15 protein-coding genes are annotated in these 21,507 nt (G+C 60.6%); 11 read left to right on the top strand and 4 right to left on the bottom strand.

What is annotated here, in order from left to right:
* Positions 1–84 precede the first annotated feature (84 nt).
* Genes C1T17_RS08690 through C1T17_RS08665 form a run of 6 tightly spaced genes read left to right on the top strand, consistent with a single transcriptional unit; the run spans position 85 to position 6,411 of the window.
* Positions 85–951 carry an SMP-30/gluconolactonase/LRE family protein gene (locus C1T17_RS08690; protein ID WP_104953110.1) on the top strand — a complete coding sequence of 289 codons (867 nt, stop codon included), beginning with the start codon at positions 85–87 and terminating at the stop codon, positions 949–951.
* Between the two features lie 2 nt (positions 952–953).
* Positions 954–2,135 carry a thiolase C-terminal domain-containing protein gene (locus tag C1T17_RS08685; protein ID WP_104953109.1) on the top strand — a complete coding sequence of 394 codons (1,182 nt, stop codon included), beginning with the start codon at positions 954–956 and terminating at the stop codon, positions 2,133–2,135.
* Between the two features lie 11 nt (positions 2,136–2,146).
* Positions 2,147–2,536 carry a Zn-ribbon domain-containing OB-fold protein gene (locus tag C1T17_RS08680; protein ID WP_189338554.1) on the top strand — a complete coding sequence of 130 codons (390 nt, stop codon included), beginning with the start codon at positions 2,147–2,149 and terminating at the stop codon, positions 2,534–2,536.
* A complete protein-coding gene (locus C1T17_RS08675; RefSeq protein ID WP_104953107.1) occupies positions 2,533–3,696 on the top strand; it encodes an acyl-CoA dehydrogenase family protein in 1,164 nt (387 codons plus the stop codon). Before C1T17_RS08680 ends, C1T17_RS08675 begins: the two co-directional genes overlap by 4 nt.
* Before the next feature lie 50 nt (positions 3,697–3,746).
* Entirely contained in the window at positions 3,747–5,174 is a 1,428-nt protein-coding gene (locus C1T17_RS08670) for an aldehyde dehydrogenase family protein (RefSeq protein WP_104953106.1), read from the top strand.
* Positions 5,175–5,208: 34 nt separating this feature from the next.
* Complete coding sequence (locus C1T17_RS08665) at positions 5,209–6,411, top strand: CoA transferase (RefSeq protein ID WP_104953105.1); 1,203 nt, start codon at positions 5,209–5,211, stop codon at positions 6,409–6,411.
* Positions 6,412–6,751: 340 nt separating this feature from the next.
* Here C1T17_RS08665 and C1T17_RS08660 read toward each other — a convergent pair whose 3' ends face one another.
* The 3 genes from C1T17_RS08660 to C1T17_RS08650 all read right to left on the bottom strand — a co-directional run bounded on the left by C1T17_RS08660 (position 6,752) and on the right by C1T17_RS08650 (position 13,229).
* Complete coding sequence (locus tag C1T17_RS08660) at positions 6,752–9,127, bottom strand: TonB-dependent receptor (RefSeq protein ID WP_189338553.1); 2,376 nt, start codon at positions 9,125–9,127, stop codon at positions 6,752–6,754.
* 110 nt (positions 9,128–9,237) lie between these two features.
* Positions 9,238–10,863 (bottom strand): SMP-30/gluconolactonase/LRE family protein, encoded by a 1,626-nt coding sequence (locus C1T17_RS08655; RefSeq protein ID WP_104953103.1) that lies wholly within the window; start codon positions 10,861–10,863, stop codon positions 9,238–9,240.
* Between the two features lie 179 nt (positions 10,864–11,042).
* Complete coding sequence (locus tag C1T17_RS08650) at positions 11,043–13,229, bottom strand: TonB-dependent receptor (protein WP_104953102.1); 2,187 nt, start codon at positions 13,227–13,229, stop codon at positions 11,043–11,045.
* A 388-nt stretch (positions 13,230–13,617) separates the two neighbouring features.
* Here C1T17_RS08650 and C1T17_RS08645 point away from each other — a divergent pair, with 388 nt between their 5' ends.
* Complete coding sequence (locus C1T17_RS08645) at positions 13,618–15,249, top strand: acyl-CoA dehydrogenase family protein (protein WP_223262867.1); 1,632 nt, start codon at positions 13,618–13,620, stop codon at positions 15,247–15,249.
* A gap of 12 nt (positions 15,250–15,261) precedes the next feature.
* Positions 15,262–16,317, top strand: a complete 1,056-nt coding sequence (locus C1T17_RS08640; RefSeq protein ID WP_104953100.1) for a zinc-binding alcohol dehydrogenase family protein — start codon at positions 15,262–15,264, stop codon at positions 16,315–16,317.
* A gap of 934 nt (positions 16,318–17,251) precedes the next feature.
* Here the strand turns inward: C1T17_RS08640 and C1T17_RS21270 are convergent.
* The gene (locus C1T17_RS21270) at positions 17,252–20,680 is read right to left on the bottom strand and encodes a beta strand repeat-containing protein (protein WP_189338552.1); all 3,429 of its coding nucleotides are present in this window, start codon (positions 20,678–20,680) and stop codon (positions 17,252–17,254) included.
* A gap of 260 nt (positions 20,681–20,940) precedes the next feature.
* Here C1T17_RS21270 and C1T17_RS22115 point away from each other — a divergent pair, with 260 nt between their 5' ends.
* Genes C1T17_RS22115 through C1T17_RS21260 form a run of 3 tightly spaced genes read left to right on the top strand, consistent with a single transcriptional unit; the run spans position 20,941 to position 21,414 of the window.
* Complete coding sequence (locus tag C1T17_RS22115; RefSeq protein ID WP_104953099.1) at positions 20,941–21,087, top strand: Fic family protein; 147 nt, start codon at positions 20,941–20,943, stop codon at positions 21,085–21,087.
* Positions 21,084–21,224 carry a hypothetical protein gene (locus tag C1T17_RS21265; RefSeq protein WP_189338551.1) on the top strand — a complete coding sequence of 47 codons (141 nt, stop codon included), beginning with the start codon at positions 21,084–21,086 and terminating at the stop codon, positions 21,222–21,224. Before C1T17_RS22115 ends, C1T17_RS21265 begins: the two co-directional genes overlap by 4 nt.
* A 25-nt stretch (positions 21,225–21,249) precedes the next feature.
* On the top strand, positions 21,250–21,414 hold the full coding sequence (locus C1T17_RS21260; RefSeq protein ID WP_189338550.1) for a hypothetical protein: 165 nt from the start codon (positions 21,250–21,252) through the stop codon (positions 21,412–21,414).
* Positions 21,415–21,507 lie beyond the last annotated feature (93 nt).

The raw sequence follows: 21,507 nt of genomic DNA, 5'->3' as shown, positions 1-21,507 counted from the left end.
TAGCGTCACGGCATTGGTTCCGATCGAGCCTCGCCGACAGTCTCTGTGTCATTGAGACGAAGAATCACGAGGAGAGCGGACGGCATGAGGCGGGTCACCCCCCAACTGGATCATCTTGGTGAGTGCCCGACCTGGGACGAGCGCACCGGCACATTCCTTTGGATAAATGTGACCGGCAAGAAGCTGTTGTCATGCAAGCCTGACGGCAGTGAGCGCGAGGAACTCACCGTCGAAGATTATCCTGGCAGCTTCGCGCTGCGCGAAAACGGCGGGCGGCTTGTCGCCTTCCGGCGCAAGATAGCGCTTCTCAACGAGGTCGGAAGGGAGGTGTCGAGCCATATTCCCGATGTCGTGGCGTTCGACAAGGAGCGTTTCAATGACGGCAAATGCGACAGCCGCGGCCGCTTCTGGGTCGGGACGCTCGACAAACATCTGCAGAATACGGTCGGCGGCCTGTTCCGGGTCGACCCGGACCTTTCCGTTCACAAGATGAGTGAAGGCTATGGCATTTCGAACGGAATTGCCTGGAGTCCCGACGACAAGACGCTCTACCATTGCGACTCCTCGCCTACCAATGTCTACGCATACGACTTCGATGCAGAGGCCGGTACCGTCGGCAATCGGCGTGTCTTCGTTGAATTCGAAGATGGGGTAAGCCGGCCAGACGGCTGCGCTACCGATAGCGAGGGCTTCCTGTGGATCGCGGCGCCGGGCGCCGGTTGCATCCGCCGCTACGATCCCGACGGCAAACTCGAAAGCATTGTCGAGACGCCGAGCCGCTATCCCAGCAGCATAGCGTTTGGCGGAGCGGATCTCAGGACGCTCTACATCACCACTTTGGTGCCGCACGCGCTGCCGCCGAACGATGGTGCCCAGCCGGACATCGACGGCGCCCTGTTCGCAACAGAGGTGGCCGTGCCCGGCCTGCCCGTCGGACGATTTGGAGGCTAAGCGTGACAATCGATCTCCGCAGCAAGGCCGCGATCGTCGGCATCGGCGCCAGCCCGTTCACGCGAAACTCTCCGGATGGGGCATTCAAGCTCGGCGCCCAGGCGCTTCGGGCCGCGCTCGATGACGCCGGTGCGACGCGGGATATGGTCGACGGCATTTCGATCCATACAGGCTCCCCCCTCGGCGTCGATTATGATCGATTTGCCGAAGCGATGGGCCTCAACCTGCGCCATGCCGCCCAATATTGGCTTCATGGGCGCTTCGTCACGCTCTCGCTGCAGAATGCCGTGCTGGCGGTGGCCTGCGGCCTCGCTGACATGGTCGCGTGCGTGACGGTCGTAAAATTCCTGTCGATCCGCGGTGCTCTCGGCGGCGATGCCGATCATGAAGGGCTACGCGAAGGCGGCGGCTCTCATGGAGAGGACCCTGCCTTTGGCCTCACGAGCCCGTCGGGCGGCGCGGCGTTGTTCGCGCGTCGCTATTTCCACGAATATGGTGTGGGCACCGAAATCCTGCGCGATGTCGTGATGTCCTCGCGGGCGCATGCCGCGCGCAACCCGGCCGCGCTTCGGCGCGAGCCGTTCGATGCCGACGCCTACGCCCGCGAGCCGCTGATCATCGATCCGCTGCGCCGCGCCGACTGCGCCCAGATCAACGACGGGGCCGTCGTTGTGCTGGTGACAAGCGCCGAACGGGCGAAGGAGTTCAAGAAGCCGCCGATCTATATACGCGGCATGCAGGGCATTCGCGGCGGGCCTGACGAGTTCATCTTTGCGCCGCGCGGCTTCGGCATCGCCCAGCAAGGTCTTGCCGACTGGCCCAAGGAGCGCCAACCGCGCCAGGTGTTCGAGATGGCCGGTGTCGACAATGACGCGATCGACGGCCTCTTCACCTATGACGCCTTTTCGCCGCTGGTCCTGGGCGTGCTGGAACGTTTCGGATATTGCGCGCCGGGCACCGCTCACAAGTTTGTCGGGGACGGCAATATCGCTCCGGGCGGCAGGCTACCGGTCAACACGTCCGGCGGCCTCCTTTCGGAGGCGCATGTCGCCGGCTGGAACTCGATTGCCGAGGCTGCCCGCCAATTGCGGGGCGAAGCGGGCGAACGCCAGATGCGCCAAGCCGATCTCATCCAATGGGGCACGATCTGGGGCGATTCCGTCATTCTGGGGAATGAAGCATGACCGTGAAACCTATGATGTCGCCCGACAGCCTTCCGCTGTGGCAGGGGTATGAGCAGCATGAGATCAAGGTGCCGCACTGCACCGCTTGCGGCCATAATCATCTCCCCCCGAGCCCGGTCTGCCCGCTCTGCTTTTCCGACGCTCTCGAATGGATCACCGCCAGCGGCCGCGGAAAGCTGTCCACCTGGGTGGTTGTCCAGCGCAAGTATTTCGAAGATTTCGATCCGCCCTATGTCGTCGCGCAGATTGAACTCGAGGAAGGCCCGCGCCTGACCGCCGCGATGGACATGGCCGACATCGACCGCATCAAGATCGGGATGGCCGTCGAAGCGGACTACCGCACCGCGCCAAACGGGATGATCCTGCCGATTTTTCGGCCCGCTACCCTGATCGCTGAATGAAATCGATGGAGGAACAGAGCTTTTCCGAAGTTCGCGACTCCGTTCGCCGTCTGTGTGCCGACTTCCCGGGGAGCTACTGGCAGGCGTTGGACCGAGATCGCAGTTATCCGACAGCTTTCGTCGATGCGATCACGCGGGCCGGTTTCCTTTCGGTACTGATACCCGAGGAATATGGCGGCAGCGGCCTCGGTCTTGGTGCTGCGATTGCGATCATGGAGGAAATCCAGCGGTCCGGCTGCAACGGCGGCGCAGCGCACGCGCAGATGTACACGATGGGAACCATCCTTCGCCATGGCAGCGCGGAACAGAAGGCCCGCTATCTCCCAGGCATCGCCAAAGGCGACTTGCGTCTCCAGGCGTTCGGCGTGACCGAGCCTGGCGCGGGCACCGACACGACGCGCATTTCCACCCATGCTCGCCGCGAAGGCGACCGGTATGTCGTCAATGGACAGAAGATCTGGATCAGCCGTGCCGAGCATAGCGATCTTATGGTGCTGCTTGTCCGAACTACGCCGCGCGATGCGGTGCAGCGGTCTTCCGATGGAATGTCCGTCCTCATTGTCGATATGCGCGACGCGATCGGCAAGGGCCTGACCATTCGGCCCATCCGGACGATGCTGAACCATGCCACCACCGAGCTGTTCTTCGACGATCTGGAGGTTCCCGCAGAGAACCTCGTCGGCGCGGAGGGCAACGGCTTTCGTTACATTCTCGACGGCATGAATGCCGAGCGTATCCTGATCGCCTCGGAATGTATCGGCGATGGCCGCTTCTTTGTCGATCGAGCCTCTGCCTATGCCAGTGAGCGCAAGGTGTTCGGACGGCCAATCGGTGAGAACCAGGGCGTCCAGTTCCCGATCGCGCGCGCCCATGTGCAGCTTACCGCGGCTCATCTCATGGTCGAGGATGCGGCGCGCCGGTACGACGCCGGACAGCCGTGCGGCACACAGGCGAACATGGCGAAGCTTGCGGCGTCCGAGGCGAGCTGGTTCGCCGCCGACATGTGCGTCCAGACGCATGGCGGGTTCGGCTTCGCGGAAGAATATGACGTCGAGCGCAAATTCCGGGAGACACGCCTTTACCAGGTGGCGCCGATCTCGACCAACCTCATCCTGAGCCATGTGGCTACCCATGTGCTCGGGCTACCGAAATCGTTTTGAAATGTGGGCATGCCTGGATCCGGCTAGCATCCCGGCAGGGGAGAGTGACTATGCGCGACTACACCAAATTCTACATTGATGGACAATGGGTCGAGCCGATCGGCACCGGGCGCGAGGAGGTCATCAACCCGACGACCGAGTCCGTCGCGGGCGTAATCGCATTGGGCAGCGCCGAGGATGTCGACCTGGCTGTCGCCGCAGCGCGGCGGGCGTTCGAGAGTTTCGGCCAGACGACCCGTGAGGAGCGACTGAGCCTGCTGCGGCGCGTTGCTGAGGTCGCGGAAGCCAGGATCCCCGATATTGCGGCGGCAATAACCGACGAGATGGGGGCTCCTGCATGGCTTGCCCAGTCGATGCAGGCGGCGCTGGGGGTGGTCCACACCCAGACGGCGATCGCGGCGCTGGAACATTACCCGTTCGAAGAAGCCAAGGGGTCGACCCTGATCGTCCGCGAGCCCGTGGGTGTCTGCGGTCTCATCACTCCCTGGAACTGGCCGATCAATCAGATCGCGGCGAAGGTCATCCCGGCGCTCGCGACAGGCTGCACCATGGTCCTGAAGCCTTCTGAGGTGGCGCCGTTCTCGGCCCACATCTGGGCCGAAATCCTTCATGAAGCCGGCGTGCCGGCCGGGGTCTTCAATTTGGTCGACGGAACCGGACCCGTTGTCGGCGCGGCAATCAGCAGTCATCCGCAAGTCGACATGGTCTCGTTCACGGGATCCACCCGCGCCGGTGTGGAGGTGGCCCGGGCGGCTGCCGCGACGGTTAAACGCGTGACGCAGGAACTCGGTGGTAAGTCGGCGAACATCCTGCTTGCGGACGCGGACTTCGCAACCGTCGTCCCGGCAGGGGTCTCGGCCGCGATGTTGAACTCCGGCCAGACCTGTTCTGCCCTGACTCGAATGCTGGCACCGCGCGAGCACTTGGCGGAGGTGGCGCGGATCGCAGGCGAAGCCGCCGCAGCTATTCCGGTCGGCCAGTCGGGCGCCGGCGGCGAGATGGGTCCGCTCGCCTCCGAAGCGCACTGGCGCAAGGTACGGGGATATATAGAGAAGGGTATCCAGGAGGGCGCAACGCTGGTGACAGGGGGCGCCGATCGCCCCGCCGGGATCGACAAGGGCTTCTACGTCAGGCCCACCATTTTCTCCGACGTAACGCCTGATATGACGATCGCGAAGGAGGAGATTTTCGGACCGGTGCTGGTGATCATTCCGTATGACACCGTCGATGAGGCGATCCAGATCGCGAACGACAGTCCGTATGGCCTCGCGGGCGGCGTGCAAGGGAGAGACGTTGACGCAGTCCGCAAGGTCGCTGCCAGACTGCGTACCGGGCAGGTGATGATCAACGACGCGAGCCTCGACTTCAACGCGCCCTTCGGTGGCTACAAGCAATCGGGAAACGGGCGGGAGTGGGGCGAGCATGGCTTCGCCGATTATCTCGAGATCAAGGCGCTCGTCGGAGGCGCGCTGGCCTGATCCTTGGTGATGAGCGATGGAGTGAACGCCGCTTATGTATGATCTACTGCGCAACCTGACGGTCGTGGAGGGCGCCTCTTTCGTAGCGGCGCCCAGCGCGACGCTTCACCTTCAGCAGATGGGGGCCGACGTCATCCGCTTCGACCCTATTGGCGGGGGACCTGACTTCACCCGCTGGCCCCGCGCCGAAAACGGCGCGAGCTACTATTGGGAAGGCCTGAACAAGGGAAAGAAGTCTGTCGCAATCAATCTCGGCTCGCCGCGGGGCCGGGAGCTTGCGCAGGATCTTGCGGCCACGGTTGGGCGGCTTGTGACCAACTATCCGGTGAACAGCTTCCTATCGCATGAACGTTTACAGGCAAAGCGGCCCGACATGATCACCGTTCGCGTCATGGGTTGGTCCGACGGTGGGAACGCGTTGGACTATACCGTCAATGCTGCAGTCGGGGTTCCGGGCATGACGGGACCGGCGGACAGCGACAGGCCGGTCAATCATGTGTTGCCGGCGTGGGACCTTGCGACTGGCCTGTATGCGGCCTTCGCGCTCCTTGCGGCCGAACGGGCTCGCGATGCTGGCTCGGGAGGTTGCGAGGTGAAGGTGCCGCTTGGGGATATCGCTCTGTCTTCGCTCGCTGCCCTGGGACAGGTCGGCGAGAGCTATATCACCGGGCGCGATCGACCACGCTATGGGAATGATCTTTATGGCGCTTTCGGGCGCGATTTCACGGCGGCCGATGGCGCGCGGGTCATGGTCACGGCGATCAGCCAGAAGCAATGGAACGGATTGCTCGCTGCTCTTGCGATCACTGACAAGGTCATGGCGCTGGAATCCGCCCTGGGTCTTTCGTTCGCGAAGGATGAGGGCCTGCGCTTCGACCACCGGGAGGCGCTCAATGCCATCGTAGGTGCGGCGATCGCAGAGCGTCCTCTGGCGGCCTTGGCAGAGGCGTTCGAGGACAACGGCGTGACCTGGGCCCCTTATCGCAGTCTGAGCGAAGGGCTGCGTCAGGACCCTCGGATCGGCGAGAATCCGATATCGTCGATGGTGGACCACCTGACGGGCACGCGCTATCCGACCCCCGGCGCAGCCGGCACGATCCCGCAGAGACCGCGCGTTGAGCCCACTCGTGCTCCCCATCTTGGGGAGCATAGCGAACAGATCCTCGCCGATGTCATGGGGCTCTCGACCGCACAGATCGGCCTGTTGGTTCAGGACGGTATTGTGAGCCTTGGCTAAGAGAGAGGATCGAGGCGACCCTTGAGGCCCTCTAAACCCCCGTACCGCTTCTGCGGACACAAGAGTCCCTTCGTGTCGGAATTTGGCCTTTAGCGCCGTGCGTGTGAACGACAGCTTCGCCCTAGACCAGGCCGTTGCCTGCGATCTGCGACACACAGGTGAGTGACGCCGCCGTCAGCTTCGTTGCTTCGTTGCGCGACTTAAGTGCCCGAACTGTTTTCGCTATCGTGTTCTGTCGCGCTGAAGCGCTAACGAACCAAGCCCGCAGGTTCGTCCTGCGGGCTTGGATAAGACCTAGGTGAGCCGGTTCGCACTATAGTGCCGGTCCCATCTCTCGCTTTCAGTACCGGTACTCGAACCGCAGGCCCAGCGTGCGGGGCATTCCGACCACACCGCGCATCAGCGTGCCGCCAGTCGTGCGGTCACGCACACCGAAGACGCTGTCGAGACCCTGCGAGTAGATATAGCTGAAATAGTTCTTGTCGAAGAGGTTGTCACCGAACAGGGCCAGCGACCAGCGGTCATTGGGACCATGGAGCGTCACGCGCGCGCCGACAAGCTGATAGCCCTTTTGAATGGATTGGGGATTGTTGTCTGTCACGGCCCCGACATTGCTATCGGAGACAAAGCTCATGTCCGTGCGTGCCGTCAGAGCATAGGCCGAATCTCCGATCGCGCTGTCATATTGTATACCGACAGAACCCTGCCATTTTGGCGAATAGTTGTTCGGCTTTCCTTTCAGATCCTGTGTCCCCCCAAAGCCCGGAAGCCCGGACGCGTTGGGATAGCTCAAGAACGCGGAATCGAGGTAGGCGACGGAGCCGTTGAGGCGCAGGCCATTGGTCGGCCTCACCGTCGCTTCCAGCTCCACGCCCTGCTGGCGCAGCGAGGCTGCATTGAAGACCCGGTATCCCACCCCGTCGAAAGCCCGGTCCTGGAAATCATCGATATCCATGCGATAAGCCGTAGCATTCAACGTCGCGATGCCATTTGCGAGCGTGAGCTTCGTGCCCAGCTCCATATTCTTGACCGTCTCGGAATTGAAGATGCGCGTCTGGTTCAGTATGACCGACGAGCCCGCCGAATTGAAACCACCCGACTTGAATCCCGTGGAATAGTTCGCGAAGATCAAAACATCGTCGGTCGGCTTGTAGGACAGATTGACCTTGTAGGTGAAGCGACCATCCGAGAACCGCAGATTGCTATTCTCCGCGGCGCGAAGAAGAACGCCGCTGGGATTCTGAACCAGCTGCACAAAAGTTCCCGTCTTGCGATCGCGCGTGTAACGCCCGCCTAGCGTCAGATCGAGAGTATCAGTGACGGCGAGGGTCGCCTGTGCATAGCCGGCGATGCTCTTCGTTGTTTGGTGGAAATCAAAATAGGTTCCAGGATCGCCCGGTGCGGCGCGGCAAGAGGCGACCAGCGCCGGCCGCGCTGCGGCAACCGCATAGCTGCACCAGTCAGCCCCGAATACATAGGTCTCATCAAGCCGCAGATCCTCATGGAGCAGGTAGATGCCGGCCACGAAGTCCAGTCGCCCATCGAGCAACTTGTCCTTGGGAGAGATGAGTTGCAGCTCGTGCGTCCAGCTATTGGAATCGAAGGTTGAACGACGTCCGGCCAACTCTCGCGGCGTGAGCACGACATCCCTCTCGTCCTGCACCTGCCACCAGTTGCGATTGGAATTGATCAGGCGAGCGGTGAAGCCGTCACCGAAGTCGAAGCTCAGGTCGCTCGTCAAACCATACTGCCGACTTGTCAGCGCACCTCCCCCGACCTGGTTGACTACATGGTCAAAAGGATTGGTGAGGTCCGGCACGACGCCGCCCAGAACGCGTGCGAAGTTCGCTGCGCCCGCGGCCGTCACGGTATCGGGCTTCACCTCCACCGGGATTGCGCCATCGCCGGTATTGCGCGTGTAATCCCCGCGAAGCAGCCACGTCAAATTATCGACCGGTTCGATTTTCGCCATCAGGCGACCGGCATAGGTACGCAGCTTGCCGAATGGCCCCGTGATCGTGGAGCGCGCAAAGCCATCGGTCGTCGAAAGGAGGCCTGCCGCGCGCAGGGAGAAGCCCTCCTTTACCGGAACATTAAGGACGCCGGTCGCTTCGTAGGTGTCGAAGCTGCCGCCCTGCAGCGCTACTTCCCCTTCGAGGTTGTCTGTCGGCTGATTGCTGTGAATGTTGAGTGCGCCCACGCTGGCGTTACGGCCGAACAACGTCCCTTGCGGCCCGCGAAGCACCTCGATGGAGCCCACATCGAAGAAGTGGCCGATGACCGAGCCGGGGCGCGGGATATAGACGTCGTCGATGAAGGTGGCGACCGACGGCTCGACGGAGGTGCCCGTCTGCGCCCCTACGCCGCGAATGTTGAGGCGCACATTTGCGATCTGCCCGCCTCGGTTGAAGGAAAGGCCAGGTACGACGCGAGCAATGTCGGACAGTTCCTTAACGCCTGACTGCTTGAGCTGCTCGCCGCCGAAAGCCATGATCGAGATGGGAACATCCTGAACGTTTTCCGCGCGCTTCTGCGCGGTGACGACAATATCGTCCACGTCGGCTTGCTGTGCCGGTGCCTCGGCTGGCTGTTGGGCGAAGGCATCTTGGGCACCTGTAACAACAGCGATTGAACACATAATTACGGCAAGCGCGGTGTGAGCTCCGCGACCGGCCGTCCGATCGATACCGACCGATTTCAGCAAATACTTTCGCATATTTCCTCTCCCTTGGGATGTAAGTGGATCTAAGTCCATTACTTGCGGGAGTAGGATGGATGCCGCTCTTCGAGCTCATGCCATTCCGTCATGATCCGCATAACGATTGCCTATTGCGCCGACGGCGCCGCCTGGCGGTCGACGCGATAGATCGCGTTTTCGACATCCGCCGCAATGAAGATGGCACCGTCCTCACTGACAGCGATGCCGCCCGACCGGGGGTATGGCTCCGCAAGATATCCCACCGGTAGATCTCGTGCGATTGTCCGCACGGCTTTGCCATCGGGGGTTAATTCCAGAAGGCGGCGATCGGCAACATCGAGCGCGAGGATGGTGCCATCGGGCGACACTATCACGTCGCATAACTGGCCAAGGCCATGGGCGATCTCGGTTTCCAAGCCTGTATCGAGTGCGATGCGCAAGATGCGCCCTTTTGCCTCGGCGACCAGAATGCTTCCATCACGCCCTTGCGCCAGGCTGACAGGCGCATCGACTTTGGCGGCGAGCGGTAGCTGCTGGCCGTTTTTGTAGAGTATTAGGCGATTGCGGCTCGGCTCGGCGAGAAGAAGGTCGCCATTGGCAAGTTTGAGCACATCGGAAGGCTTGTCGAAGCCCGTGATGGTCTTCTCGACGGCGCCTGACTCCTGGCCGATGATCTGAACCGCCCCCAGCAATTCGCTCGATGTGATGACCTGACCGTCTGCAAGGTTGATGGAGGACGGCAACCGGAGGTCGGCGACGATCCGACGGACCAGGTCCCGGACCCGTCCGGTTCGTGCATCGACGATCCGGATCGAGCAGGTGTCGGTCACATAGAGCAACGGCCCATCCGCGCCCTGCACCACGGCAATTGCGCGCGGAAATGCCAACTGGCCGCTGATCAGGGCGACGGATCGACCGCTTTCCGGATCGACATCCCAAACGGCATTGTCGGCCATATTGCTGACGAGCAGATGGCCCGAAGGCGCGACGGTCATGTTATCGGGCGCGGAGGGCAACTGCGCGATCATGCGCTTGCGCCCATTGCCGCGATCGATGTTCCAGACCTTGGCCGTCCCGTTCTCCAGGGCGAAGAGGCGTCCTTTGCCATCGATGCGCACAGAGCCCGGCCGGTCCAAGCCCTTGGCCAGCGTCTTCATCTGGCTGGTGCGCGGATCAATCCTGACGACCTCTCCCCGCTCCCAGAGCGGCCCATAGATCATCCCGTCGGCATCGACCGTAAAAGCGTTGAGTCCGCCGATATCATGCAGCACGTGGCGGGGTGCGGCTCCCCCGGTCAGATCAACATCCCAGAGTCCGTCGCCAAGGAACACCTGGCCCACGTAAAGATGGGTTTCATCTCGACTGAGCGCAAGCGAGTTGGCACCGGGAATGTCTTTGGCGACATCGCTGATGGTGCCGTCAGGAGCACGCTTACGGATGATACCATCAACGATCGCTGTCCAGTACAGCGTGCCGTCCCGCGCCACCACTACGTCGTCGGAGTGCCCTAGCGGAGGGCCGACAACAGTGCTTACGGCTCCACTTTTGAGATCGAAGGAAAAGATCGAGTCGCTCGACACGCTGGCAAGGAATACGCGTCCATCAGGAGTGGTTGTGATACCGTTCAGAGTATGAAAGGCGGAACCGGGGACCAGCAGGGAGACTTTATATCCGTCTGCAGCCACGGGCTCGGCTTCCACCGGTTGGGAAGCCAGCAATAGCAATGCCGATACAATCGCTGTCGCTGTTTTCATTGCCGATCCTATGTGTTCCTATGCGGGTCGATGCCCGCCAACAGCTCGAGATGCTTGGGGCCAACTGCAAAGGGGCACTCTCGCAAACTCCCTCTGATCGGCAGATCTTGTCGTTGGGGCGCTCATTGGCGAGCGAGGGACACAGGCGAGCCAATGGGCTCCCCTGCCCCATCCGAACGTCAGAAGTTGAAGCGCAGTTCCGCTCCGAGCACCCGCGCCTTGTAAATGGGGGTGAAGGTATTGGGCGCGAAGAGAGGGTTGTTCAGGCCGAAATAGGTCTTGTTCAGCAGGTTCTTGCCATAGACAGCGACTGTCAGGTTGGTGTCCGCAATTCCGAGGCTCAGGTTTGCATCCAGTGTATTTGTCGGGTTCAATATGTTGACGTTGATGTCGTTGCTGAACGCCGCATCGATATGCTGGAAGGACACGCGCCCAGTCGCCTGACCGATGCCGGTCTGGGTGCTGTAGCGAGCCCAGACGCCGTAGGACCAAGGCGCCAGATACGGCAGCTTCAGATCGTACTGAGAGGGAGTGACCGCGCCGCCATTCGTAAAGCCGATACGAATGAGATCGAAGCGGCTGTGAAGATATCCGAAGTTGCCGCCAAGTTGGAGGTTGCTGTTGACCTGGAAGCTTCCTTCGAACTCGACACCACGGATGGTTACGTCAGCCGTGTTTCGGGTCGTCTGGATGTTGCCCAGGACGGGATCGAGGATAGCCAGATCGCGCTGGAGATTCTTATACTTGTTCTGGAATGCCGCGACGCTGAAGCGGAGGCGGTTATCGAACATCTTCTGCTTCCAGCCGACCTCGAAACTGTTCTCGACTTCCTGGTCATACGGTCCCGGAGGCGATGTGAGCGTAACTTGGCGAAGATTATAGCCGCCGCTGCGGAAGCCCTTGGTGTAGTAGCCATAGAAATGTGTTTCGGACGTCGGGTTCCATTCGAGACCAATCTTGGGCGTGAAGGCATTCCACGAGTGATCGTCCGAAAAATTGGATGTCGGACAGGTATAATCATTCAGATTGCATCGCAGCGGAAGAGCCGCCGAGAGAGCCTGCGTGCTCGCGCTTTTGTGCTCCTTCGAATAGCGAGCCCCAAGATTGAGCGTGAAATTCGCTGGCAGCTTGATGTCGAAGTTCGAGAAGAGCGCATAGGTCCAAGACTTCTGTATGCCACCGCCCTCAAGACGGGCGGCCGCAAGATCGCGCGTTTCGACGTAGTTCAGTTTGTCGCCATAGTAGAAACCACCGATCGTTGCGGAGACCGGACCGAACGTACCGGCATAGCGAAGCTCATTGGACCATTGCTTCTGTCGGATGAAGATGCCGAGGTGGGCCGCGGTCACCGGTCGGGAGTCGGCATCACCGAGCGTGTCGCCATCGACATGGCGCCAGCCGAAGATGTTCACGATCTCGCCATTACCGAAGCTCGTCGGGATACGGGTATCCCATGTGACATTCTGGTAGCTGGTGTCGTTGAAGCCCTCTTCGTTCTGGCGGACATCGGTACCATGCAGCGTGGGGTCAGCCTGATTCTGGGTGACCACACCGTCGCCCTCCGAGCTGCCGACCTCAAAACGGACCGTACTTGTAAAGGCGTTGCTCTCGGGCTTGAGACGCAAGGCGCCACGAGCGATCGTGGACGTCCGCGCACCAAAGTGCTTGTTGCCGTTGAAGAGGTTATGGAAATAGCCCTTATCGTCGTTGTAGGACAACGCGATCTTTCCGCTCAACACACCGTTCGACGTGATCGGGCCTGACACGACGGTGGAGAAGGTCATATTAGGACCGGACTCGATGCCTGCTTGCGCATTGATGTGAAGGCGGTCAGTCGGAATGCCGGTCGTGACGAGAATGGCGCCGGCGGTCACGTTGCGGCCGAACAGAAGGCCTTGCGGACCACGCAGGACCTCGATGCCGTCGATGTCGAAGGTGCTGGCGAGCGCGACGCCGGCGTTCGCACCAACATACACGCCGTCGATGAAGACGCCCACCGTGGGCGTCGACGATGGGATCGTGCTGTAGATGCCCATGCCGCGAATGGAGAAATTGTTGACGCCCGGACCGGTGTTCTGACTGTTAAGATTGACGTTCGGAATCGCAACGGTCAGATCCGAGATGCTCTGGATGTTGCCCTCGCGCAGCTGCGTCGCCCCGAGCGCCGTCACAGCGATCGCAGTGTCATGGACGCTCTGCCCCACAGCGCGCTTGTTCGCGGTCACGATGATGTCGTCGACTGGCGCTGTGGCTTCCGCTCCGGCTTGGGCAGGTGCGCTTTGCGCAGAGGCCCCCGTACCGAGGCTTAACCCTATCGTAAGAGCGGAAAGCGACGAGATACCTCGAAACCGATTGATCTTATTCACTGAATACCTCCCCTACCGACGCAGCTGCGGATTATGCCGCTTTGAGCGCCCTACTTATGCTGGGCGCAAACTTTAGTGGAGGATGGGCGCTGCAAGAACATACCGGCACGGCATGGCGGCGATATCGGCCCCCTATCATCGCAGACGCCGGTTGTAGCGCCGCAGGAAAGCAGGTGCGCGCGCTGAGGTGTCTCGCGCCTGCGCGCGCACGACGCTCGCCTTGGCGAGTCAAAATAGCGCTTAATGCCGTGGTGCTATCACGGTCAACGCGAACGAACATGACTTGGCTCTTATCGAGGCTGCTACTTTGGTGCGCTCTGGCCTTTAAACATCTTTGGCGCATCTATTCATGCAAATCTCGATCTCACCCGACACAACACGTTCGCAGATGCTTGATGCTGCGAACAAAGCCCTGCAGCATGCGGACACCTTCCTCGGTAAGATCGCGAGCCACCTGAGCGCTCAGCTTCAGCGCGACCGCGCAGCCGGCAATCCCGACGCATCCCAATATGCGCTGCATGGTTATGCGTGGATGGCCACATATGTGGAGGGGTTGCGGCAGATGGTGCGCTGGGCCGAAGGCCTCGCGGCGCAGGCAAATCTGGGCGAGATGGAGGAACTCATTCTCCGGGTGGTGCTCGCGGAGTATCTTACCCAGTTGACCGATGGCGTGCCGATGAGCCAGGGTGAAATAGCGCGGCCCGCGACCCTCGGCATCAGTGGCCAGGACATCGTTGAATTCCGGGAAAACGTCGAAGAGGTTGTAAGGCAAGGTCGGGACCCTACACTGCGCGTACGCCTGGCCGAACTGGCCGCCAAGGGTTTCGATAGCGGCAATTTCGGTGAGTTGGGTCTCGATGAGACACAGGTCATGGTCCTTGAGGCCTTTCGGCGCTTCGCCGATGACGAAGTGCAACCTCACTGCCACGCCTGGCACCTCGAGGATCGGCTGATTCCCATCGAAGTCGTCAACGCGATGGCGGAAATGGGCGTCTTTGGCCTCACGATCCCCGAGGAATATGGTGGAGCCGGGATGAGCAAGATCGCCATGGCCATCGTGTCCGAGGAGCTCTCGCGCGGCTATATCGGGGTTGGTTCGCTCGCCACACGGTCGGAAATCGCCGCGGAACTCATTCGGCTGGGCGGTACGGCCGAACAGAAGGCGCATTATCTGCCCCTGATCGCTCGGGGGGAAATCCTGCCGACGGCCGTTTTCACCGAGCCCAATACCGGATCGGATCTAGGTTCGCTCTCGACGCGTGCCGCGCGATCGGATGGCAGCTACGTCATCACCGGCGCGAAAACATGGATCACGCATGCGAGCCGGTCAGACCTGATGATGGTGCTCGCGCGCACCGGCGCGGCGGACCAGGGTTACCGCACGCTGTCCATGTTCCTCGCTGAAAAGCCCAGGGGAACCGACGAAGATCCATTCCCTATCGATGGACTGACCGGCGGCGAGATCAAGGTTCTCGGCTATCGCGGAATGAAGGAATATGAGCTGTCGTTCGACGGCTTCGCCGTGCCTGAGACCGCGCTCCTTGGCGGGATCGAGGGCGAAGGGTTCAAGCAACTCATGTCGACGTTCGAGTCCGCCCGGGTTCAGACCGCCGCGCGTGCCGTCGGTGTCGCGCAAAATGCGATGGAGCTGGGATTGCGTTACGCGCTCGAACGATACCAGTTCGGCGAGCCGTTGATCAGCTTCCCCCGCGTTTCAGCAAAGATCGGCTGGATGGTTGCCGAGACGATGATGGCCCGGCAGCTCACCTATTTCGCGGCTCGTGAGAAGGACAGCGATCGCCGCTGTGACGTGGAAGCCGGGATGGCGAAGCTGTTAGCTGCACGCGTTGCCTGGTCCAACGCCGACAATGCGCTCCAGATCCATGGCGGAAACGGCTATGCGGAGGAATATTCGATCAGCCGGGTGCTATGCGATGCGCGCATCCTCAACATCTTCGAGGGGGCGGCCGAGATCCAGGCGCAGGTGATTGCGCGCCGGCTGCTCGCGGGCGGGAACTGACGGAGCAACGCGATGAAGGCGATCGTTCAAAGGGAAACCGGAGCAAGCAGTGTCCTGAAGCTTGCTGAGATTGACAGGCCGGAAGTTCGGCCGAGGGACGTACTCATCCGCGTGGTGGCCTGCGGCGTCTGCTATCACGACGTTGTCGTCCGCCAGGGCGTCTATCGCAAGCGCGTTCATATGCCGCTCGTTCCGGGCCATGAAGTCTCGGGGATCATTATAGAGACGGGGACAGCTGTCCGTCACCTTAAAGTTGGCGACCGTGTATGCACGGTTCAGCGCCGGTCGGTATGCGGCGAATGCCGCCACTGTCGCTCGAACCGCGAGACTCTCTGCGAATTTCAGGAGTTCATGGGCGACGCTCATCATAACGGGGGCTACGCCGAATTTGTCGCCGTCGCCGAAGATTGCACGGTTCGCGTTCCGGACGGCATCCCGCTTGAACAGGCATCTATCGTCGCTTGCGCGATCGGGACCCAGCTCAACGCCATTCGGGACGTGGCGAAGGTACGGCTCGGAGAGACAGTGCTGATCACTGGTGCTGGCGGTACCCAGGGTGGGCATGGCGTTCAGGTCGCGCGCGCGTGCGGCGCACATGTTCTGGCGTTGGCCTCGTCTCAGGCGAAAGCAGACGCAATCCTGGCTATCGGCGCGAGTGGCGTGATCGTCGTGAAGCATGGCGAAGATTTCTCGAAGCAGGTTCGCGAGGCGACGGATGGGCGTGGCGTGGACGTCGTTATCGACAATGTAGGTGCCGAGACCTTTCATTCGGTCCGGCGTTCGCTCGCGCAGGGGGGGCGGTGGGCATTGGTCGGAGCAATCTCGGGCATGAAGGTACCCTTCAATCCGGCCGAGCTATTCATTAATGGCATCGACATGCTCAGTGCCGTCAGCTGTTCCCGGTCACAGCTGGAAGATGCTCTCAAGCTGGTGAGCCTGGGCATGGTCTCCCCGATTATTGCGTCGGAGTTGCCGCTTGAGGATGCCGCCGTTGCTCATGAGCGGTTGGAACATGGTGAGTCGGGAGGGAAGTTGCTGCTTCGAATTGAGGAGGCAACTCAGCTGTAAGTGCTCACCTTCGGCGGCGGTCGCAAGGCTGGCGCCCGCAGGCACCCGCTGCGTATCAGATCGTCAATTTGGAGCGACGGTCTGCCTGCCTGATGCAGCGCAGGGTCACCCCATTCAGCCTGCGGATGGTTGCCAATTTTAACCTGCGGCTTTCCGACCGCCGAACGTGAACGGGCTGTCGACAGGATGCTTAAGTAGTCTAATCCAGAAACTTGATGGTGGACACCGCCGCAGTCCGCGGCGTGTCGATTTCGAAACGAGGCGTCAGTGGCCTAGCGCGCGGTACCAGTGGCTTGTGGACATCACGGCTGTGCCAGCAAACGGCCGGCGTTGGGGCGCGTTGCAGCCCGGCGGATCCACGTGAGGCGAATGGCCGGTTTCAGCGAAAGTGGTCGTTGCCGCAGCGATCTTAAGACGACCGGATCTGGTCGCGAACTGCCGGAAAAGCGGAACGTCTGCACCTGGGGAGCCGAAATCTCGCTCTGAGCGACCATAAAGGGTCGGCACTTGCCGGAACCTGAAAGCCTTGCTTTGGGACTTTGCTGCCATTGCTAATGATATGTTGAACGGAAAGTCTCGTCAGGAGCCGACATCCAGCGTTTATCAGACCGGCATCGCAGGTATCTCGACAGTTCGGTAGGCTTCTGCCCTTGATGGAGGCAACATCACGATCAGTTTCAGATGCCCAGGGACAATTCTGCCCAGCAAATTTCCGTTGACGACTGCAGCGACGTCGACGGTCGAATCCGACGTAGATGACAGCAACCCCGCGATTATGACGATCGGGGTTCGGTCGGTTCGAGCTGGCCATCGACCTTGCGACCTTCAATGAGCCGATCTCGCAGATCCTGTGTCCGTAAGAGTAAAGGTTTTTCCTTCGCTTATAGATCGAGCTTTGAACAGGCTCGATCGACAAGCGAAGTGGGCACTAAGCCTAAAGCAGGAAATCGTCGGCCACGAGTTTCGTCATCTGCGTATTGTAGAGCAAAATTGAGTCGCCAGTGTCGAACGTAATCAGGGTATTGTTCGCGACTTGCTTAGCATGTGCCATCACCTCAGCGAAGCTGGAAACACCTAGCCCAGCATCCAGGCTGATATAATCCTTTTGTCCGCCGGTGACACCGAAGTCCTCGATCACGTCACGACCGCCGCCTACCCCGAACTGGAAAGTGTCATTCCCCCAGCCCCCGTTCAGCGTGTCCTTCCCTGCGCCACCAATGATAAGATCGTTACCACCACGCCCGATAAGGTAATCTTCGCCTGCGCCGCCGCTAAGCGTATTGGAAGCGTGATCACCGGCGAGCCAGTCGTTATAAGCCGAACCGCTCAAACCTTCGATGGACTGAAAGATGTCACCCAGGGCGTCACCGGTGTTAAGCGAGGGCGTCAGCATGTCCACTTTGACACTTTGGGTTGCGGCCCCATAAAACGCAAAGTCGAGACCGTCACCGCCTGCCAGCATGTCGGCGCCCGCACCACCCTCCAGCGTGTCATCGCCTGCCAGGCCGTAGAGGGTATTAGGGGCGGCGTTTCCCATGATCTTATTCGCAAGCCCGTTCCCGGTACCGTTGATTGCATCTGATCCTGTCAGAGTAAGGTTTTCTAAAAACGCCTTTAGCGTGAAGGAGACCGAACTGTTGACAAGGTCAGTGCCGGTAGCGTCGGCTCCGGTTTCTGTCACTTCTACTACGACATCTCCCACGTTATCCACGAAGTAGATGTCGTCACCCGAGCCACCCTCCAGGCGGTCCGCTCCGATGCCGCCGTTCAGCGTGTCATTTCCCCCGTGACCCAGCAGAACGTCATTGCCTGCCAAGCCGCTGATCGAATTTGCACCCGCGTTGCCAGTCAAGGAATTAGCGAGTTCATTACCGGTTCCTCTGATCGCGGAAGATCCAGTGAGAGTGAGGTTCTCGACAAAAGCGCCTAGTGTGTAGGACACCGAACTGCTAACCAAATCAATGCCGCCCGCATCTTGCTTCGAACCAGGCGTAGTCTCCTCGCTGACCACGTCGCCGGCATTGTCGACAGTATAATTGTCATTGCCTGCCCCGCCTCTCAGGGTGTCGACCCCGCCCTTGCCATCGAGTGTGTCTGCGCCTGAACTGCCGGTGATGGTATTGGCCAGCTCGTTACCGGTGCCGATGAATGCGCCCGTGCCCGTATAGATCAGGTTTTCGACATTGGCTCCCAGCGTATAGCTGGTCAGGCTGGTTCGCACCAAGTCCGTGCCATTGTTGGCAGCCTCTATGACTATGTCGCCGAAATTATCGACTAGATAGGTGTCGTCGCCACCCAGGCCCGTCAAGCGGTCAGCGCCTGGGCCACCATCAAGTATGTCGTTACCACTTGTGCCCTCGACAGGCGCAGCAGCTTTGGTGTAGGTGCCCGAGGCGTCGGTGATGCGCTCGACCGATCCTGTGAAGATCTGGTCGCGCTGGGCGCTGGTGAGGGTCAGGCCACTGACCACGATGCTGTCCTGGCCAGTGCCGCCCTGCACCTGAAGCGCAGTGGAGGCGCTGTTGACCGTGAAGGTCGTGCCGGTGGTGTTGCTGCTCTCGACCAGCGCGCCGCTGATGGACTTGCCGCTCAGGTCAAGGCTCGCAGAAGCCGTGACGAGTTTGGCGCCGCCAAACGCATATATCTGGGTTATACCGGCCAGTGCGGCGGTATCGACCTTGGCGACCGTCGAGGTGTTGCCATACCCGCCGCCCGAGTTGCCCGACAAGTTCAATGCCTCCATGTGGCTCAGGCTGATGCTGGTCAGGTCGTACACCGTGTCGCGGTACACAGGCGGCACATAGATGATGTTGCCAGTCGCCGGATCGATTTGAGACGAGCCGTTTGACTGACTGTAATCATAGGACAGGTTCAGCGTGTCATAGCCAACGCCGCCATCGATGATGCTGCCTGCCCGCAGCTTGCCTGCGGCCGAAGCGGAGATAGTGTCGCTCTCGTTACCGCCTTGAAGCGTGACACGGCCCGTGCCGAGTGCCACGCTGATACCGCCTGTCGAAGGGTAGCTGCCGGTCGAAGGCGCAGTGCCGTCGCTCAATGTGACGGTGATGTCCACCCCGTCCCGCAAGGTCAGGCTGGCAGCGCTGGACGTGGCGTTGGTCAGTCGCACCTCTTCAAAGCCGGTGAACTGGAGCAGCGTGGACAGGTTGAAGTTGCCCGAACCGGTAAGCGAAAGAACATCATAACCAGCTCCGCCATCGAGCTGGTCACCAAAGTAGCGTGTTGTCGTACCGTCGTAGGTCATGGTCATTGCCGTCAGCGTCGCTGAGGTCGCCGCAACGACCTGATCGCCACCCAGAGGAAGCACCGTGTCATTGCCTGTCGTCAGAACGGTCGTTCCTGCAGGCACGGCAGCTTTGGTGTAGGTGCCCGAGGCGTCGGTGATGCGCTCGACCGATCCTGTGAAGATCTGGTCGCGCTGGGCGCTGGTGAGGGTCAGGCCACTGACCACGATGCTGTCCTGGCCAGTGCCGCCCTGCACCTGAAGCGCAGTGGAGGCGCTGTTGACCGTGAAGGTCGTGCCGGTGGTGTTGCTGCTCTCGACCAGCGCGCCGCTGATGGACTTGCCGCTCAGGTCAAGGCTCGCAGAAGCCGTGACGAGTTTGGCGCCGCCAAACGCATATATCTGGGTTATACCGGCCAGTGCGGCGGTATCGACCTTGGCGACCGTCGAGGTGTTGCCATACCCGCCGCCCGAGTTGCCCGACAAGTTCAATGCCTCCATGTGGCTCAGGCTGATGCTGGTCAGGTCGTACACCGTGTCGCGGTACACAGGCGGCACATAGATGATGTTGCCAGTCGCCGGATCGATTTGAGACGAGCCGTTTGACTGACTGTAATCATAGGACAGGTTCAGCGTGTCATAGCCAACGCCGCCATCGATGATGCTGCCTGCCCGCAGCTTGCCTGCGGCCGAAGCGGAGATAGTGTCGCTCTCGTTACCGCCTTGAAGCGTGACACGGCCCGTGCCGAGTGCCACGCTGATACCGCCTGTCGAAGGGTAGCTGCCGGTCGAAGGCGCAGTGCCGTCGCTCAATGTGACGGTGATGTCCACCCCGTCCCGCAAGGTCAGGCTGGCAGCGCTGGACGTGGCGTTGGTCAGTCGCACCTCTTCAAAGCCGGTGAACTGGAGCAGCGTGGACAGGTTGAAGTTGCCCGAACCGGTAAGCGAAAGAACATCATAACCAGCTCCGCCATCGAGCTGGTCACCAAAGTAGCGTGTTGTCGTACCGTCGTAGGTCATGGTCATTGCCGTCAGCGTCGCCGAAGTCGCTGCAACAACCTGATCACCATCCAAAGGCAACACCGTGTCATTGCCTGTCGTCAGAAAGGTCACATTAGGCATCTCATCACTCCGAATTATCTTAACCGAACCTTAAGCATGCGGGTCGGTTATCTAATTCGGCCATTGCAGCTGAATCATCCATTGTCGAGTACTGACAGCCATTATGGACCTACCGGAACATTGGTTGGAAGTCAGGGTTGTTCCAAGCGTACGCCGCTTCGCTGGCTGATGACTGCTCTACAGAAGCTGCGGCGTCGAAGATGGGCGGCGCGCGATGCGCCGTTTGCGCGCAGTATTCCTGATGTGTCTAGTGTCGGAAGGTGCATCCGTTCGTCGATGGCAATGGCCGTGTGGCGTACATCATGATGAATGTCGAACTGGTGACGGCAACACTCTGGCCTGATTTGGAAACCTTGCGCCGAGGTGGAAAGCTGCCATACCTTTACCGACCCGACGGAGGCCGATGATCGCGGAATTACTGCGTTATTCGGTTACCAATGGCGATGCCATCGTAGAAGGAGACGTCAACGGTGATGGTCTGGCTGACTTTGCGATCCAGCTAAGGGGCGTGGGTGCGCTAACGCGAAGCGACTTTCTGCTCTAAGGGTAACTACTCCGCAGGTTGAAGAATGTTCGCCCTGCGGAATCGCCCCCTTAGGAGCGAAACGGCCCATAAGGCCGATCCACCCAGAGCCAATGTGCAGCCGATCAGTCCGAGCGACAGCTTCCGTCAGGACAAGACGTTCATCGACGCGGATGTGAATGACCGGCTCTGGTCGCGACCTGCCGGTTAGCGGACGGACCGCATCTAGGAACGTAAAATTGGCGGCTGAATGGCGACAAAGGGTCGACCGCGACGCGATGCGTATGTCTGCTATCCGGACTAT

The organism is Sphingobium sp. SCG-1 (assembly GCF_002953135.1).
Classification (GTDB): domain Bacteria; phylum Pseudomonadota; class Alphaproteobacteria; order Sphingomonadales; family Sphingomonadaceae; genus Sphingobium.
This window is presented reverse-complemented; position numbering and strand designations above follow the sequence as displayed.

Excerpts from the sequence above, each read along its gene's own strand:
- C1T17_RS21260 (WP_189338550.1), top strand. The coding sequence starts at position 21,250 with ATGTTCGCCCTGCGGAATCGCCCCCTTAGGAGCGAAACGGCCCATAAG.
- C1T17_RS08690 (WP_104953110.1), top strand. The coding sequence starts at position 85 with ATGAGGCGGGTCACCCCCCAACTGGATCATCTTGGTGAGTGCCCGACC.
- C1T17_RS08680 (WP_189338554.1), top strand. The coding sequence starts at position 2,147 with ATGATGTCGCCCGACAGCCTTCCGCTGTGGCAGGGGTATGAGCAGCAT.
- C1T17_RS08675 (WP_104953107.1), top strand. The coding sequence starts at position 2,533 with ATGAAATCGATGGAGGAACAGAGCTTTTCCGAAGTTCGCGACTCCGTT.
- C1T17_RS21270 (WP_189338552.1), bottom strand. The coding sequence starts at position 20,680 with ATGCCTAATGTGACCTTTCTGACGACAGGCAATGACACGGTGTTGCCT.
- C1T17_RS21265 (WP_189338551.1), top strand. The coding sequence starts at position 21,084 with ATGATCGCGGAATTACTGCGTTATTCGGTTACCAATGGCGATGCCATC.
- C1T17_RS08665 (WP_104953105.1), top strand. The coding sequence starts at position 5,209 with ATGTATGATCTACTGCGCAACCTGACGGTCGTGGAGGGCGCCTCTTTC.
- C1T17_RS08660 (WP_189338553.1), bottom strand. The coding sequence starts at position 9,127 with ATGCGAAAGTATTTGCTGAAATCGGTCGGTATCGATCGGACGGCCGGT.
- C1T17_RS08645 (WP_223262867.1), top strand. The coding sequence starts at position 13,618 with ATGCTTGATGCTGCGAACAAAGCCCTGCAGCATGCGGACACCTTCCTC.
- C1T17_RS08670 (WP_104953106.1), top strand. The coding sequence starts at position 3,747 with ATGCGCGACTACACCAAATTCTACATTGATGGACAATGGGTCGAGCCG.
- C1T17_RS08655 (WP_104953103.1), bottom strand. The coding sequence starts at position 10,863 with ATGAAAACAGCGACAGCGATTGTATCGGCATTGCTATTGCTGGCTTCC.
- C1T17_RS08640 (WP_104953100.1), top strand. The coding sequence starts at position 15,262 with ATGAAGGCGATCGTTCAAAGGGAAACCGGAGCAAGCAGTGTCCTGAAG.